Origin of the sequence: Streptomyces sp. NPDC058637, assembly GCF_042717325.1 — a bacterium.
Classification (GTDB): domain Bacteria; phylum Actinomycetota; class Actinomycetes; order Streptomycetales; family Streptomycetaceae; genus Streptomyces.
The window spans coordinates 142,450-157,188 of sequence record NZ_JBHXRD010000017.1; the positions used below are offsets into that span (position 1 = coordinate 142,450).

The following is a 14,739-nucleotide window of genomic DNA, read 5'->3' on the forward strand; positions in this document are numbered from 1 at the left end:
GGGTGGTGCGGGAGATCTGGTTTCGCGGCGGTGCCGGGGTCTATCGGCGGGCCGGACAGATGGCGCTGGACATGCGGCCGAGGTCGACATGCCGCCGACTCACCAAGGCAATTCCAGTTCCAGACATGACGGAAGCGTGTCACGCGAATCTTGGGCGAGTCCACCACGATCCATTATGTGGACGAGATGGTCCCGAAATGTGAGACGTTGTGGTGTCTGTCACGTCCGGAGCGCCGACAGGGCCCTTTCGTCAGTACGAGGGCTCACCGTAGGCACCGGGCCAGGGGCCCGGGTGGACCGTCTCCGGCTCCCGCTCGGTCCGCGTGTCGAAGAGCCGGAAACCGCGGCGCAGGTAGTTGTCCATGGCGTGCGGGCCGTCGTCGGAGCAGGTGTGCACCCACACCCGCTCGGTGGGCATCCGCCCGGGATGACGCTCGGCGAGGTCCCAGGCGCGCGCCACGCCGTACGACAGCAGATGGCCGCCGATCCGGCGGCCACGGAAGGCCGGGATCAGCCCGAAGTAGGCGATCTCGACCACGCCGCCCTCCTGCGAGTCGAGCTCGATGAATCCGGCGGGCGTCCCGTGCTCGTACGCCACCCAGGTCTCGCCGCCCGGCCGCTCCAGGATCTCCTGCCACTGGGTGTACGTCAGACCGAGCCGGTCGGTCCAGCCGACATCGCCGCCGACCGCGGCGTAGAGGAACCGGCTGAACTCGGGCAGCGGCGTACCGGACCGTACGATCCGCACCCCGGCCGGAGGAGCGGACGCGGCGCGCAGATCGGCGGGCGACGTCTGCTCCAGGGACCAGATCGTCACCTCCGAGGTGGGAGCCCCGGAAGCGGCAGCCCCGGGGACCAGGTCCCCGGAGGCGGCACCGGCGGGCTCGGGAGCGGCCGGAGCGGCCGGATGAGGGGGACCGGAGGGGTGCAGGGGGTTGCTCATGGCGCCAGAGAATCATGCCGCCCGCCCGCCGCCCAACCCGGGCGGGCTCACGCCGGGCTCACCGACGTACGTGCCCTGAGCACCACCGGAGCCGTCGAGCGGGGCAGCAGGTCGGCCGGCAGTTCCGGGTGGATCACCTCCACCTCCACGTCCTCGCCGAAGCGGTACGGGCGGTGCGCGAGCACCTCCGCGAGATGGCGCCGTATCCGCGAGATCTCGGCCCGCACCGTCACCGTCCTGGTCGGGTCGCCGAAGAGGTCCTGGGCCAGCTCCGCCGCGGTCCGCCCCTCGCGATGCAGGGCCAGCGCGTACAGCAGCTCCGCGTGACGCGGCGAGAGCCGCCGCGAGACGGTGTCCACCGGCCCCGCCACATGGACCGTGAGCCTCCGCTCGCGGCTCAGGTCGAGCACCACCCGCCGGGGCGGTCCGTCCGGTGAACCGTCCGCCACCTGCACCAGCCAGCCGCCCGGCAGCGGCTCCACCCGGCACATCCCGAGCGACGCCAGCCACACCCGCCCCGGCCGCATCGCCTTCGGCAGCGGCAGCCGGTCCACGGGCGGCATCCCGCTGACCGCGGCCAGCCAGCCGTGGCTGTCCACCACCAGGGCCCGGCCACCCAGCCGGCACAGGATCGGGGCCGCCACCGACCTCAGCCGCTCGATCGCCGTCAGGTGCCGGTTCCGCAGCTCGCCCTCCGCCAGCGCGGCCACCGAGCCGACCAGGGCCAGCGTCGTGGGATGGAAGGTGGACGCCGGACCGCTCATGTCGAGGACACCGATCAGCCGCCCGTCGCGCGGATCGCGCACCGGCGCCGCCGCGCAGGTCCAGCTGTGCAGGGAGCGGACGAAGTGCTCGGCCGAGTGGACCTGGATGGGGGCACGGATGGCGAGCGCGGTACCGATGGCGTTCGTGCCCGTCGCCGACTCCGACCAGGCGGCACCCTCCTCCAGGCAGATGTCCTTGGCCCGGTGCATCACGGCCGTATTGCCCTGGCGCCACAGCACCCGGCCCTCGTCGTCGGTGACGACCATGATCTGGCGCACCGCGTCCGCGATGCCGGCCAGCCCGTCCCGCAGCAGCGGCATCACCTCGCCGAGGGGTGTGCTCCTTCGCCGGTGCTCGATCTCGGCCGTCGCCAGCAGCCTGCTCTGCGCCGACCGCTCGGGATCGACACCGCTGCGCAGCACCCGGTCCCAGGACGCGTCGATCTCCGCGCGCGGTCCGGCCGTCGTGCGCTCACCCGCGAGCCTGGCCTCCCGGGCCCGGTGGACCAGGCGCGTCGTCACAGCCGCATACGGGTCGGCCGCCGGTCGCGGCGCCGCGACGGGGCTTGTTTCCATGACGGATTCCCCCAATGGAACGTGGGCCCGACCCGGAACGGGGTACCGGACCCATAAGACCCATCCTCCCGTGCCGAGGGTCCCGCTATCCGGCAGTCCACACAATGGTTGCAACCCTTTGCAACTCTGGTGACGGGGCGTGGACCGTACGAGAATGTCCGGACACCGTACGCGGAGTCCTCGACCCCGCCGCGCGGTGGTGCAGAAGCGTGGAGGGTGGTGCCGTGTCGGCGCAGCACCACCCTCCGTCGTTTCCCCGCCGGCGAACTACCGCTCCCGGGCCCGCGCCCGCTCCACGACCGAGGCCAGGTCCAGGCTGTGCGGCAGCGTCCCGAAGGCAGAACCCCAGTCCCCGCCCAGCCGTGAGGCGCAGAACGCGTCCGCGACCTCGGGCGGCGCCCAGCGCAGCAGCAGCGAGCCCTGCAGCACGAGCGCCATCCGCTCCACCAGCCGCCGGGCCCGCGCCTCGACCGCGTCCAGATCCGCCAGCTCGGTCAGCAGGTCCTTGATCGCCGCGTCGAGCCGGTGATCGGCGCCACGCGCCTTCCCCACCTCCCGCAGGAACGCGTCGAGCGCCCGCGGCTCACGCCGCAGGGCCCGCAGCACGTCGAGCGCCTGTACGTTGCCCGAGCCCTCCCAGATGGAGTTGAGCGGGGCCTCGCGGAGCAGCCGGGGCATCCCGGACTCCTCCACGTACCCGTTGCCGCCGAGGCATTCCAGGGCCTCGCCGACCACCGCGCCGCACCGCTTCGTCACCCAGTACTTCGCGGTCGGGACCGCGATCCGCAGGAAGGCGCGCTCCGCCTCCGTGTCCGCGTCGTAGGCGGCGGCCAGTCGCAGCGCGAGCGTCGTCGCCGCCTCCGATTCCAGAGCCAGGTCGGCCAGGACGTTGCGCATCAGCGGCTTCTCGATCAGCAGCCCGCCGAACGCGCCGCGGTACGCGGTGTGATGGATCGCCTGCGCCACCGCCTGCCGCATCAGGGCCGCCGAACCGACCACGCAGTCCAGCCGGGTCGCCGCCACCATCTCGATGATGGTGCGCACCCCGCGCCCCTCCTCGCCGACGCGGCGGGCCCAGGTCCCGTCGAACTCGACCTCGGCGGAGGCGTTGGACCTGTTGCCCAGCTTGTCCTTGAGCCGCTGGACCGCGAACACGTTACGGACGCCGTCCGGCAGGACACGCGGCACGAGGAAGCAGCTCAGCCCGCCCGGCGCCTGCGCCAGCACCAGGAACCCGTCGGACATGGGCGCCGAGCAGAACCACTTGTGGCCGGTGAGCAGATACTCACCGTCGGCGGCGAGCGCCTCGGCCCGTGTGGTGTTGGCACGCACATCGGTGCCGCCCTGCTTCTCCGTCATGCCCATCCCGAAGAGCACACCGGTCTTCGCCGTGGCGGGCCGCAGCCCCTCCTCGTACACGTGCGAGGTCAGCAGCGGCTCCCACTCGGCGGCCAGCGCCGGATCGGTCCGCAGCGCCGGGACGGCCGCGTGGGTCATCGACAGCGGGCAGCCGTGGCCCGCCTCGGCCTGCGTCCAGACCAGGAAACCGGCCGCCCGCCGGACATGCCCGCCCGGCCTGCCCCAGGCGTCGGTCAGGCCCGCCCCGACCGCGTGCCCCAGCAGCCGGTGCCAGGCCGGATGGAACTCCACTTCGTCGATGCGGTTCCCGTACCGGTCGTGGGTACGCAGCTTCGGCGGGTTCTCGTTCGCCTGCGCGCCCCACGTCTGGGCCTGCGCGGAGCCCGCGGAGAGGCCGAGTGCCCCGAGTTCCTTCCGCGCCGCGGAGAGGATTCCGGGCTCCAGATGCCGCTCGACGGCCTCCGAAAGGGCGCGGTCGGCGGCGAAGACGTCATAGCCGACCAGCGGCGGAACCTGGTTGGTCACTGTGTGGGTGGTTGCTGCCATGCCGATACGGTAAGGAGGTGCAGGCAGCAAACGAAACACCCGAGCGCCCACCGGGTCGGCTCCACCGGGCTCGAGTCCTCTACCGCAACGTGTCCAAGCGCCAGATGGTGTGGCAGTTGCTCAAGGACACGGTCAACTCGTGCATCGAGTACCGCATCCTCGGCCTCGCCGCCGAGGCGGCGTTCTTCACGCTGCTGTCCCTGCCCCCGCTGCTGCTCGGCCTGATCGGCCTGCTCGGTTACGTCGACGACTGGACGGCCACCACCACGGTCGCCTCCATCGAGCGCAACATCCTGGGCGCCGTGCAGACGGTGCTGTCCGAGCGGGGCGTCAACGACATCGCCCGGCCGCTGATGGACGACGTCACCAACGGCGCGCGCCCCGACGTCATCTCCATCGGCTTCGCGATCGCCCTCTGGTCGGGGTCGCGCGCGGTGAACGTCTTCATCGACACCATCACAGTGATGTACGGGCTCGACGGGCACCGCGGCATCGTCAGGACCCGGCTGCTCGCCTTCCTGCTGTACGTGGTCGCGCTGCTGCTGGGAGCGGTGGTCCTGCCGCTGCTGGTGGTCGGCCCCGACCGGGTGGTGGAGTTCGTCCCGTGGGGCACCGAGGTTCTCGCCGTCCTGTACTGGCCGTTGGTCATACTGCTGTCCATCGCGTTCCTGACGACGCTCTACCACGTGTCCGTGCCCGTCCGTTCGCCGTGGCTGGAGGACGTCCCCGGGGCGCTCGTGGCACTCGCGATGTGGGTGATGGGCAGCTTCCTGCTGCGGATCTACCTCACCAGCACGGTCGAAGGCCCCACGATCTACGGTTCGTTGGCCGCACCCATCGCCGTCCTGCTCTGGATAGGCATCTCCGCCTTCGCCGTACTCGTCGGCGCCGCGGTGAACGCCGCGATCGACCATGTGTGGCCGTCCCTGGCCACGGCCGCGGCACGCGCGGCCACGGACCGGGCGCGCGCTGCGCAGGCCGCCGAACTCGTCGCCCGGGCCCAGACCGCGCACTGGGAGGCCTACGCGGACGACGAGGAGGACGTCTGCATGCCGTCCGAGTTCCCGGAGCGCTGGTCGCGTTTCCTGCCCCCGGACGATGTGAAGTCCCGGCTGCACGCGGGTCAGAACACGAAGAACACGAAGGATCCCCGGGACACGAGGGACGCACGGGACGCGAAGGACGCACGGGACGCGAAGGACACCAAGGACCTCGGGATATCCGGGAGGACCACCGGGGACCAGGAAGGCCGGTAGCCGTGCGACGCACCCCGGCCTCGCGGTCATGAGCGGGCGGTACACCGAGCGGGCGACCGCCTGGAGCGGTGCGCTCGTCTGGACCTGGCACGGGCCACGCGGCCCCGAGCGGCCGGTGCTGCCCGACGGCTGCATGGATCTGGTCTGGACGGCCGGCCGGCTGCTCGTCGCGGGACCGGACACCCACGCCGTCCGGGTGACGGACACCGGCGACGGGCTCCGCGCGGGCATCCGGTTCGCCCCCGGTACGGCGCCCGCGCTCCTCGGCGTACCGGCGTGCGAACTCCGCGACCGGCGGGTCACCCTCGACACGGTCTGGCGGGGTGCGGAGGTCCGCAGGCTCACCGAACGGATCGCGGAGGCCGGCGACCCGGCCGCGGCGCTGGAGGGCGTCGTCCGGAGCAGGGCGGCCGGCACGGACCCGCCGGACCCGCTCATGGTGTCTGTCGCCGCCCGGCTGGAGCGGGGGCACTCCGTCGCCGCCACCGCCCGCGCCGCCGGTCTCGGCGCCCGCCAGCTGCATCGCCGCTCCTTGACCGCGTTCGGCTACGGGCCCAAGACGCTGGCCAGGATCCTGCGGCTGCAACGGGCCCTGGCACTCGTACGGGCCGGGACGCCCTACGCCGAGGCCGCGCACGCCGCGGGCTGCACCGATCAGGCCCACCTGGCCCGTGAGGTGCGGGACCTGACCGGTACGACGCTCGGCGGCTATCTGGCCGGACTGGGTCAGGAGGCGCCGGGTGCGTCCGGTGCGCCGGGTGCGCTCGGTGCGAAGAGTGACACCGCGCAGCCGTCGGGGTCCAGGACGACCGCGTAACGCTGCCCCCAGACGGCGTCCCAGGGTTCGAGGTGGCCCTCGTGACCGGCAGCGGTCAGCTCCGCGTACACCGAGTCGACCTCCGCCGGGCCGTCGCAGAGGAACGCGAGGCCGAGCCGCTCGCCGCCCTTCGCCGCCGGGGTCCAGCCGGGGTCGAAGGAACGGACGACGTCCTCGGTGTCCCACAGCAGCCGCTGCCCGCCCGGGAGGGTCACCTCGACATGGGGTGCGGATTCGGCGCCCGCCGGGATGTCGAGTCCGAGCCTGCGGTAGAAGGCGAGCGAGGCGGCCAGGTCGGCGGTGGTCACGGAGATCGCGTCGAGTCGTGGAGTCATGGTCCGAACCTAGGCGGGCGGATCCGCGCTGTCTTGTACGGAACGGTCATCTGTGCGGGTGCGGGTGCGGGTGCGAGTACGGATACGGGCGCGGCGGGCGGCGGTCGGGGCCGCCCGCCGCACCCCGTCTCACAGGCCCACGCACGCCTCCGGCGAGGTGCCCGGGTCCGTCAGTTCCAGGCCCAGCTGGGCCCGTTCCGTCAGCCAGCGGGTCGGGCGGTGGCGCGGGTCGCCGGTCGTGGCGTGCAGGGCGCGCTGCAGCTCCAGCATCCGGGCGGCGCCGATGCGGTCACCCCAGGCCAGCGGCCCCACCGGGTAGCCGAGTCCGGTCGTCACCGCCAGATCGATGTCCGCCGGGGTGGCGAGCGAGCGCTCCGCGATCGACGCGGCCACGGACACCACCGACGAGAGCAGCCGCTGTGCCACCGAGCCCGCCGTGTCCCGGACCACGGACACGGCGTACGGCTCCTCGCCGTCCGCCGCGCGGGCCAGCACCGCGCGGGCGTCCCGCGCGGCGGCCGGGTCCGCGGCGGGTGTCACCGCGAGCACCCGGCGGCGCCCCGCCGCGGGCAGCGGGTCCACACCGAAGGTGCGCCCGGCGGGCAGCCGCAGCGAGGCCACGGCCGCAGCCACGGTGGTCCCCCAGACCGGCACCAGCACGATCGCGCCGGCCGACGGCTCGGCGCCGGTCTCGACACAGGCCCCCGCGGCGGCCAGGGCCTCGCGCAGCGCGGCGGAGCCGGGCACCTCGGGGCCGGCCACGAACAGCGGCCGGTCCGCGTCGCCGGTCACCGCGGGTTCGGCCGCCGGTGACGGGTCCTCGGCGCCGTACGCGAACCAGCCCCGCCCGGTCTTGCGCCCGTGCAGTCCCGCGGTCACCCGGTTCGGGGTCAGGTACGAGGGACGGAGCCGGTCCTCGTGGCGGAAGCCCTGCCAGATGGAATCGATCACCGCCGCCGTCACGTCGAGCCCGGTGAGGTCCATCAGCTCGAACGGGCCCATCCGCAGCCCCAGCACGTCCCGGGCGATGCGGTCGATGCCGGCGGGGTCGGTCACCGACTCCTCCAGCAGGGCCAGCGCCTCCGTCACCAGACCGCGTCCGGCGTGGTTGACCAGGAAGCCCGGGGTGTCGGCGACCGTGACCGCGCGGTGGCCGCAGCTCTCGACCAGCGCGGTGAGCGCCGGCGGGATCTCCGGACGCGTCGCGGCACCCGGCACGACCTCGACGATCCTCATCAGCGGTACGGGGTTGAAGAAGTGCAGCCCCGCCAGCCGCGCCGGGTCCGCCAGCGTGGCCGCGATCGCGGTCACCGACAGGGACGAGGTGTTGGTCGCGAAGACCGCGGAGGCCGGCAGCACCTGCTCCAGCTTCCCGAACACCTCCGCCTTGGTGTCCAGGTCCTCCCGCACGGCCTCGACGACCAACTCGACGTCCGGTCCCGGCGCCCACGGGTCCTTGAGCGGGACCAGCCGCTCCAGGGCCGCGTCCCGGTCCCCGGCGGACATCCGCCCCTTGTCGACCGCGCGCTCCAGCATGGACCGTACGAAGCCGACGGCCACTGTCACCGCCTCCGGCCGGACGTCGCACAGCTCGACGGTGTGTCCGCCGGCCGCCGCCCACTGGGCGATACCGCGGCCCATGGCTCCGGCTCCGACGATCCTGATACGCATGGCAGTTACGGTCCTCTCGGGGGTGGGGATCGGCGGAGTGGCTCTCCGGGATCGGTGGACTGCTCTCCGGACCGGCTGACCGCTCTCCGGGACCGGGGGTGTCCTCAGCGAAGATAGACGCGGCCGGGGTCGACGTCCTCCCGCAGGAGCCGGAGCTCCGCGGCGGTCGGTGGCGGTACGGTCCCGACCTCGTCAGCCACCTCCAGGTCCCAGCCGGTCGCCTCCCGGACCTGCTCGACCGTGACACCCGGGTGCACGGCGATCAGCCGCAGCTCCTCGCCGACGCCCGCGCGGGCCAGGATGCCCAGCTCCGTGATGACCCGGGTGACGCCGACACCCAGCGGCCGGATGCCCTCCGCGAGCGCGCGGTCCGGGCCCGGAGTCGTGCAGAAGTCCAGCGACTCCGTGAAGGAGCGCGGATTATGACGGCGCATCACCACGAATACCTCACGGGAGTTGGCCATCACCTCGATACCGCCGCCCGATCCGGGCAGCCGCACCTGAGGGCTCTCCCAGTCGCCGATCACGGAGGTGTTCAGATTGCCCCACCGGTCGATCTGCGCGGCGCCCAGGAAGCCCACGTCGATGTGGCCGCCCTGCAGCACACAGCCGAACAGCGCCGGCATGGACAGCACGGCCTCCGCGCCGGAGATGAGCACGGCGTCGGCGATGGTCTCCGGCAGGTGCGAGGGGTGCGCGCCGCAGACCCCGGACTCGTACACCACCTCGATCTGCGGGGCGACCGTCAGATGGGCCAGCTCGGTGGCGAGCGTCGGCAGCCCGATTCCGGCGAACACCGTGCGGCGCGCGGCCAGTTCCCGGGAGGCGACGACGGACAGCAGCTCCGAGGACGTGACGGCGTCCGGCCGGTCGGTGGTGGTGGTGGTCGTCATGGCCCGCTCCTCGTCGTGGTCGGTGATTTCGGGGTCCGTCGCTCCGCGGCCCGCGCTCACAGCCGCCGTCCGTAGTTCACCGGCTCGCTCAGCGCCTCGCCCACCGCGAGGCCCGCCCAGAAGTCCTCGCCCTGCCTGGCGACGTACTCGGCGTGGTCGGCCGTTCCGTACACCCACTCCGCCAGCCAGGCCCGCAGCCGCTCCGGGTCCTTGCTGATGTGCGACCAGGCCCGGTAGAAGTCGTTGTCGCGGTCGTAGTAGCCCTGGGCGAAGGACGGGTGCGCGCCGCGCGGGCACACCACGACGGCGTCGACGGCGTGGGAGGGGACCAGCGTGCGGTTGGGGTCCGAGCGGACCACCTCGTCCCCGACGATCTCCTCCACCACGACGATCGCCTTGTCCGCGGCGTACACCGCCTCCGCCTGGATGCCCGTGAGCCCCCAGATCTGGGTGTTGCCCCGGCGGTCGGCCCGCTGCGCGTGGATGATCGTCACATCCGGGTTCACCGGCGGTACGACGTAGATCTGCTCCGGCTCGCCGTCCGGGCCCGGATAGGGCGACGTCACCTTGCGCAGGGCGCTGTTGACGGACGGCAGATCGCTGCCGCCGTAGCTGCGCAGCGGATAGAACGGCAGCCGCTGCGATCCGGCGAGGTAGCGGCAGACCATGCCGTAGTGGCTGTACTCCTCGAAGGCGAGCGGCTCAGGGTCCGCGCGCTCGATCCTGCGCCGGAGCTCACCGAGCGAACCGGCCGAGGAGTTGCCCACGAAGGAGGAGACCAGCCGCGAGACGCAGCCCGCCGCGAGCATCTGGTCCACCACGATGTCCGCGGTCATCCGGACGACCGTGAGGTCGCGGCGCCCCTGGCGGATGATCTCGTGCCCGGCGGCGGTCGGGACGAGATGGGTGAAGCCCTCCAGGCTGACGGTGGCGCCGTCGTGCACGAAGGCCGCGACGGCCTCCCGCATCGACATGACTTTGCTGGGCCCGTCGGCCGTATCCGTCCGTTCCACGGTGCTCCTCGGCGAGGTGTGTGCTGGTCCGCACCACCGTGTCAGCGGCCATTGATTGCTGTCCAATACCAAATTAAGGTCGCATCCAGACCGCTGACTAATGAATGGACCGTCGTATGGAACTGCGTCATCTGGCCGCGTTCACCGCAGTGGCCGAGGAACTGCACTTCGGCCGCGCCGCCAAGCGGCTGCAGATGGCACAGCCGCCGCTCAGCCAGCAGATCAGGCAGCTGGAGAAGGAGCTCGGCGTCCAGCTCTTCGAACGCAACACCCGCTCGGTGCGGCTCACGAGCGCGGGGGAGTCCTTCCTCGAACCCGTACGGACGGTCCTGGAGGACCTCGACACGGCGGTACGGGCCGCCAAGGCCGCCGGACGCGGGGAGTACGGCCGGGTCACGATCGGCTTCGCCGGTGCCTCCAGCCACGAGACGCTGCCCCAGCTGACCCGGGCCGTCCGGGCGGCGCACCCCGCGCTGGAGCTGGTCATGAAAGGGCAGACGTACGCCAACGTCGCCCTGTCCCGGGTCGCCGACGGCTCCCTCGACCTGGGGTTCGTCCGGCTCCCCGTGACCCAGCCGGGCGTGGCCCACCGGGTGATCGACGAGGAGGAGCTGCTGTGCGCGCTGCCCTCCGACCACCGGCTGGCCACACTGGAGAGCATTCCGATCGGGATCCTCGCCGACGAACCCTTCGTCTCCTTCCCCGCCAACGCCGGATCCACCGTGCGCGACGCGATGGTGGACGCCTGCGAGGCCACCGGTTTCAATCCGCGCGTGGTGCAGGAGGCCCCCGACTCGTACACGATCCTGGCCCTCGTCGCCGCCGGCGTCGGCGTCACGCTCACCGTCTCCTCCGTCCGCCACATCCAGCAGAACGGGCTGGTCTACCGGCCCCTCGCGGGCCCGCCCATCCGGCGGCAGGCCGCGCTGGCCTGGCGTACGGACAACCCCTCCCCGGCCCTTGGCGCGGTACTCGCGGTCGCCGAGGAGGCCCTGCCCACCCCCGGAGCCTGATTGAGACGCGCAGCGTCTTGAAGACCGGTGAACTCGATATTGGACCGACTCAGTCATCGAGTGCGAAGGTCACCCCACACACCCGAACCGCCGAAAGGTGTCCCCCGTGCCCGACCAGATCGATGTCGTCATCTGCGAACCGCTGCGCACCCCCATCGGGCGTTTCGGCGGAGCCTTCGCCCAGCAGACGCCCGCCGCGCTCGCCGCACGCGTCATCGCCGAGGTCGTCGCCCGCACGGGAATCGACCCCGGCCGGGTCGACGAGGTGATCCTCGGACACGCCTACCCCACATCCGAGGCCCCGGCCATCGGCCGTGTCGCCGCCCTGGACGCCGGACTCCCCGACTCCGTCACCGGCATCCAGATCGACCGGCGCTGCGGCTCCGGCCTCCAGGCCGTCCTCGACGCGGCCATGCAGATCAGGGCCGGATTCAGTGACGTCGTCATCGCGGGCGGCGTCGACGTCATGAGCGCCGCCCCCTACTACACGCACGACGGCCGATGGGGCATCAAGGGCCCCGGCCTGCAGCTCCACGACTCGCTGGCCCGTGGCCGGGTCACCGCGGGCGGCGTCAACCACCCCGTGCCCGGCGGCATGATCGAGACCGCGGAGAACCTGCGCCGCGCCTACTCCGTCAGCCGCGCCGACCAGGACGCCCTCGCCCTGCGCTCGCAGGCCCGCGCCGCCCGTGCCGTGCGGGAGGGGCGCTACGCGGCGGAGACCGTCCCCGTCACCGTCCGCACCCGCAAGGGCGAGACGGTCGTCACCGCCGACGAGCACCCCCGCCCCGACACGACCGCCGAGCAACTCGCCGCGCTGCGCCCCATCATGGGCAAGTCCGATCCGGAGGCGACCGTCACCGCGGGCAACGCCAGCGGTCAGAACGACGCGGCCGCCGCCTGCCTCGTCACCGGCGCCGCCACCGCCGAACGGCTCGGACTCACCCCGCTCGTCCGGCTCGTCTCCTTCGCCCGGGCCGGCGTCCCCGCCGCCACCATGGGCCTCGGCCCCGTACCCGCCACCCACGCGGCCCTCGGCCGGGCCGGGCTCACCCTCGCCGACCTCGACCTGATCGAGATCAACGAGGCCTTCGCCGCCCAGGTCCTGGCCTGCACCCGGGAACTGGGCCTCGGCGAGAGGGACCATGAGCAGCGGATCAACGTCAACGGATCCGGGGTCTCGCTCGGCCACCCCGTCGGCGCGACCGGTGCCCGCATCCTCGCCACGCTCAGCCGCGAGATGCACCGCAGCGAGGCCCGCTACGGCCTGGAGACCATGTGCATCGGCGGGGGCCAGGGCCTCGCCGCGGTCTTCGAACGCGTCACCGCCTGACCCTCCCCACGTCACCCCCGTCCCCCTGTTCCGTCCCCTCCCCTTCCCGGCGTGACCCTCCGCGTCCCGGGCGACGCCTCGGTCCGCCATGCCCTCATCCGCTTGATCAACCATGTTTCCGGGAGCCACCCATGAGTGCGTCCACCGCAACCGCACGCGAGAAGACGAAAGCCGCCAACCGTGCCGGGTTCGGAGCCTTCATCGGCTCCACCATCGAGTGGTTCGACTTCTACATCTACGGAACCGCGGCGGCGCTCGTCTTCGACAAGGTCTTCTTCCCCGAACTCGAAGGCCCCATAGGCACCCTGGTCGCCTTCGCCACCTTCTGGGTCGGCTTCCTCGCCCGCCCGATCGGCGGCATCATCTTCGGCCACTACGGCGACCGTCTCGGCCGCAAGAAGACCCTCGTCATCACGCTGCTGATGATGGGCATCTCCACCACCGCGATCGGTATGCTCCCGGGCTACGCCTCCATCGGCATCGCGGCCCCGATCCTGCTGGTCTGCATCCGCATGATCCAGGGCATCGGCCTCGGCGGGGAGTGGGGCGGCTCCGTCCTGATCGCCTCCGAGCACGCCCCCAAGGGCAAGTCGGTGCTGTACGGGGCGTTCGCCCAGCAGGGCTCACCCGTCGGCAACACCCTCTCCACCCTGAGCTTCCTCGCCATCAGCCAGCTGCCCGACGAGGCGTTCGTCTCCTGGGGCTGGCGGGTGCCCTTCCTCGCCTCGGCCGCCCTCGTCATCGTGGGGCTCCTGGTCCGGCTGAAGGTCTCCGAGTCCCCGGCCATGGCCAAGCTCATCGAGAAGAAGGAAGTCGTCAAGCTCCCGCTGACCGAGGTCCTGCGCAGCCACCCCATGCTGATCGTCCTCGGTATCGGCGCCTGCACGATCGGCCTGTCGGCGACGTACTTCAAGTCGACGTTCGCCCTGTCCTGGGCCACCACGTCACTCGACTTCGACCGCAGCTCGTTCCTGACGATCATCCTCGTCGCCAACATCACCCAGATCCTCGTCCAGCCCTTCGGCGCCGTCATCGCCACCCGGATGAGGAGCTGGTCCCGCGCGGTGACCTTGATGCTGGTGCCCGAGCTGATCCTGATGCCGGTGATGTTCATCCTCATCAGCACCGGCGACTACGGCCTCGCGATGCTCGGTGTCGCCGTCGCCACCATCCCGCACTGCCTCTACTACGCGGCCCTCGCCGGCATGCTCGCCAGCCGCTTCCCCGCCCATCTGCGCTACACCGGCATCTCGCTCTGCTACCAGCTGTGCGGCACCCTGCTCGGCGGGACGACCCCGATCATCGGCCAGTTCCTGCTCAACCGGACGGGCTCGATCACCGCCGTCATCGCGTACGCCGTCTTCCAGGTGGCACTCACCCTGGGCTGCATGCTCCTGCTGCTCAAGCGCCCCAACCACGACGAGCTGGCCGCCGAGCCGGTCACCGCCCCGCGCACCGCCCCCGTCACCGTCTGACCCCGCCCGCGAGCAGAAACGGAGCACCGCCCCATGCCCCTGACCGTGCACGGCATCCCGGAGATCCTCACCCTCGGCGGACGCGACCTCGGGCACTCCGGCTGGAAGGAGATCACCCAGGAGCTCATCGACACGTACGCGCACGTCTCCGGGGACCACCAGTGGATCCACACCGACGTCGAACGCGCCGCGAACGGCCCGTACGGACGCACCATCGCCCACGGCTACATGGTCCTGAGCTGGGGCATCCCGATGTTCGGCGAACTGCTCCAGGTCAGCGGTGTGGGACGCGCGCTCAACTACGGGGTCGACCGGGTCAGGTATCCGGCGCCCGTCCCCGTCGGCAGCCGCGTACGCCTGCACGCGGCCGTCACCGGGGTCACGGAGGTCGCGCGGGGCGGGGTGCGGATGACCCGGGCGTTCACCTTCGAGCTCGAAGGTTCGCAGAAGCCGGCCTGTGTCGCGGAGTCGCTGACGCACTTCTATCCCTGACACGCTCGTGTCCCTGACGCACTCGTGTCCCTGACGCGCTCGTGTCCCTGGCGGCCGCGGACGGCGTGCGGGGCGACGGAGGCCGACGCGGCGGCTGGACGCGGTGGAGACGGCCGGGATCGCGGCGTACCTGGACCGCGCGGGCCTGTCCCGCCCGTAGGGGTCTTCCGCACGCGGAGAGAGGGGCGCCCCGCGGCGTTAGGGGGTGCCCGGCGGCCCGGGGCCGTGTAGGCGGCGGTTTTGGGGGACCGCG

14 protein-coding genes are annotated in these 14,739 nt (G+C 72.2%); 6 read left to right on the forward strand and 8 right to left on the reverse strand.

Annotation, left to right across the window (positions count from 1 at the left end; genetic code table 11):
* Nucleotides 1-40 precede the first annotated feature (40 nt).
* From ACFWVP_RS19220 to ACFWVP_RS19235, 4 genes are all read right to left on the reverse strand, one after another.
* A complete protein-coding gene (locus ACFWVP_RS19220) occupies nt 41-127 on the reverse strand; it encodes a putative leader peptide (protein ID WP_384498101.1) in 87 nt (28 codons plus the stop codon).
* Between the two features lie 123 nt (nt 128-250).
* Entirely contained in the window at nt 251-943 is a 693-nt protein-coding gene (locus tag ACFWVP_RS19225) for a GNAT family N-acetyltransferase (RefSeq protein ID WP_384498074.1), read from the reverse strand.
* A gap of 47 nt (nt 944-990) precedes the next feature.
* Complete coding sequence (locus ACFWVP_RS19230) at nt 991-2,283, reverse strand: GAF domain-containing protein (RefSeq protein WP_384498076.1); 1,293 nt, start codon at nt 2,281-2,283, stop codon at nt 991-993.
* Between the two features lie 267 nt (nt 2,284-2,550).
* Complete coding sequence (locus ACFWVP_RS19235; RefSeq protein WP_384498078.1) at nt 2,551-4,188, reverse strand: acyl-CoA dehydrogenase family protein; 1,638 nt, start codon at nt 4,186-4,188, stop codon at nt 2,551-2,553.
* Nucleotides 4,189-4,205: 17 nt separating this feature from the next.
* Here ACFWVP_RS19235 and ACFWVP_RS19240 point away from each other — a divergent pair, with 17 nt between their 5' ends.
* Nucleotides 4,206-5,444, forward strand: coding sequence for a YihY/virulence factor BrkB family protein (locus tag ACFWVP_RS19240; protein WP_384498080.1), 1,239 nt, complete (start codon nt 4,206-4,208; stop codon nt 5,442-5,444).
* Nucleotides 5,445-5,472: 28 nt separating this feature from the next.
* Entirely contained in the window at nt 5,473-6,261 is a 789-nt protein-coding gene (locus ACFWVP_RS19245; protein ID WP_384498081.1) for a DUF6597 domain-containing transcriptional factor, read from the forward strand.
* Here the strand turns inward: ACFWVP_RS19245 and ACFWVP_RS19250 are convergent.
* The 4 genes from ACFWVP_RS19250 to ACFWVP_RS19265 all read right to left on the reverse strand — a co-directional run bounded on the left by ACFWVP_RS19250 (nt 6,171) and on the right by ACFWVP_RS19265 (nt 10,134).
* Nucleotides 6,171-6,596 (reverse strand): VOC family protein, encoded by a 426-nt coding sequence (locus ACFWVP_RS19250; RefSeq protein ID WP_384498083.1) that lies wholly within the window; start codon nt 6,594-6,596, stop codon nt 6,171-6,173. The two genes, ACFWVP_RS19245 and ACFWVP_RS19250, sit on opposite strands and share 91 nt — an antisense overlap.
* Before the next feature lie 129 nt (nt 6,597-6,725).
* Nucleotides 6,726-8,267 carry a 3-hydroxyacyl-CoA dehydrogenase gene (locus ACFWVP_RS19255; protein WP_384498085.1) on the reverse strand — a complete coding sequence of 514 codons (1,542 nt, stop codon included), beginning with the start codon at nt 8,265-8,267 and terminating at the stop codon, nt 6,726-6,728.
* 104 nt (nt 8,268-8,371) lie between these two features.
* Nucleotides 8,372-9,160, reverse strand: a complete 789-nt coding sequence (locus ACFWVP_RS19260; RefSeq protein WP_384498087.1) for a CoA-transferase subunit beta — start codon at nt 9,158-9,160, stop codon at nt 8,372-8,374.
* 56 nt (nt 9,161-9,216) lie between these two features.
* Nucleotides 9,217-10,134 carry a CoA transferase subunit A gene (locus tag ACFWVP_RS19265; RefSeq protein ID WP_384498103.1) on the reverse strand — a complete coding sequence of 306 codons (918 nt, stop codon included), beginning with the start codon at nt 10,132-10,134 and terminating at the stop codon, nt 9,217-9,219.
* A 155-nt stretch (nt 10,135-10,289) separates the two neighbouring features.
* Between ACFWVP_RS19265 and ACFWVP_RS19270 the strand changes: the two genes are divergently transcribed.
* From ACFWVP_RS19270 to ACFWVP_RS19285, 4 genes are all read left to right on the forward strand, one after another.
* Complete coding sequence (locus tag ACFWVP_RS19270; protein ID WP_384498089.1) at nt 10,290-11,186, forward strand: LysR family transcriptional regulator; 897 nt, start codon at nt 10,290-10,292, stop codon at nt 11,184-11,186.
* A 106-nt stretch (nt 11,187-11,292) separates the two neighbouring features.
* Entirely contained in the window at nt 11,293-12,519 is a 1,227-nt protein-coding gene (locus ACFWVP_RS19275) for an acetyl-CoA C-acetyltransferase (RefSeq protein ID WP_384498091.1), read from the forward strand.
* A gap of 131 nt (nt 12,520-12,650) precedes the next feature.
* Nucleotides 12,651-13,994: an MFS transporter gene (locus ACFWVP_RS19280; protein WP_384498093.1), complete on the forward strand. Its 1,344-nt coding sequence runs from the start codon at nt 12,651-12,653 to the stop codon at nt 13,992-13,994.
* Between the two features lie 33 nt (nt 13,995-14,027).
* Nucleotides 14,028-14,486: a MaoC family dehydratase gene (locus ACFWVP_RS19285; protein ID WP_384498095.1), complete on the forward strand. Its 459-nt coding sequence runs from the start codon at nt 14,028-14,030 to the stop codon at nt 14,484-14,486.
* Nucleotides 14,487-14,739 lie beyond the last annotated feature (253 nt).

Coding starts and splice junctions, on each gene's coding strand:
- ACFWVP_RS19260 (WP_384498087.1), bottom strand. CDS start 9,160: ATGACGACCACCACCACCACCGACCGGCCGGACGCCGTCACGTCCTCG.
- ACFWVP_RS19220 (WP_384498101.1), bottom strand. CDS start 127: ATGTCTGGAACTGGAATTGCCTTGGTGAGTCGGCGGCATGTCGACCTC.
- ACFWVP_RS19285 (WP_384498095.1), top strand. CDS start 14,028: ATGCCCCTGACCGTGCACGGCATCCCGGAGATCCTCACCCTCGGCGGA.
- ACFWVP_RS19265 (WP_384498103.1), bottom strand. CDS start 10,134: ATGTCGATGCGGGAGGCCGTCGCGGCCTTCGTGCACGACGGCGCCACC.
- ACFWVP_RS19225 (WP_384498074.1), bottom strand. CDS start 943: ATGAGCAACCCCCTGCACCCCTCCGGTCCCCCTCATCCGGCCGCTCCG.
- ACFWVP_RS19230 (WP_384498076.1), bottom strand. CDS start 2,283: ATGGAAACAAGCCCCGTCGCGGCGCCGCGACCGGCGGCCGACCCGTAT.
- ACFWVP_RS19280 (WP_384498093.1), top strand. CDS start 12,651: ATGAGTGCGTCCACCGCAACCGCACGCGAGAAGACGAAAGCCGCCAAC.
- ACFWVP_RS19270 (WP_384498089.1), top strand. CDS start 10,290: ATGGAACTGCGTCATCTGGCCGCGTTCACCGCAGTGGCCGAGGAACTG.
- ACFWVP_RS19255 (WP_384498085.1), bottom strand. CDS start 8,267: ATGCGTATCAGGATCGTCGGAGCCGGAGCCATGGGCCGCGGTATCGCC.
- ACFWVP_RS19250 (WP_384498083.1), bottom strand. CDS start 6,596: ATGACTCCACGACTCGACGCGATCTCCGTGACCACCGCCGACCTGGCC.
- ACFWVP_RS19245 (WP_384498081.1), top strand. CDS start 5,473: ATGAGCGGGCGGTACACCGAGCGGGCGACCGCCTGGAGCGGTGCGCTC.
- ACFWVP_RS19235 (WP_384498078.1), bottom strand. CDS start 4,188: ATGGCAGCAACCACCCACACAGTGACCAACCAGGTTCCGCCGCTGGTC.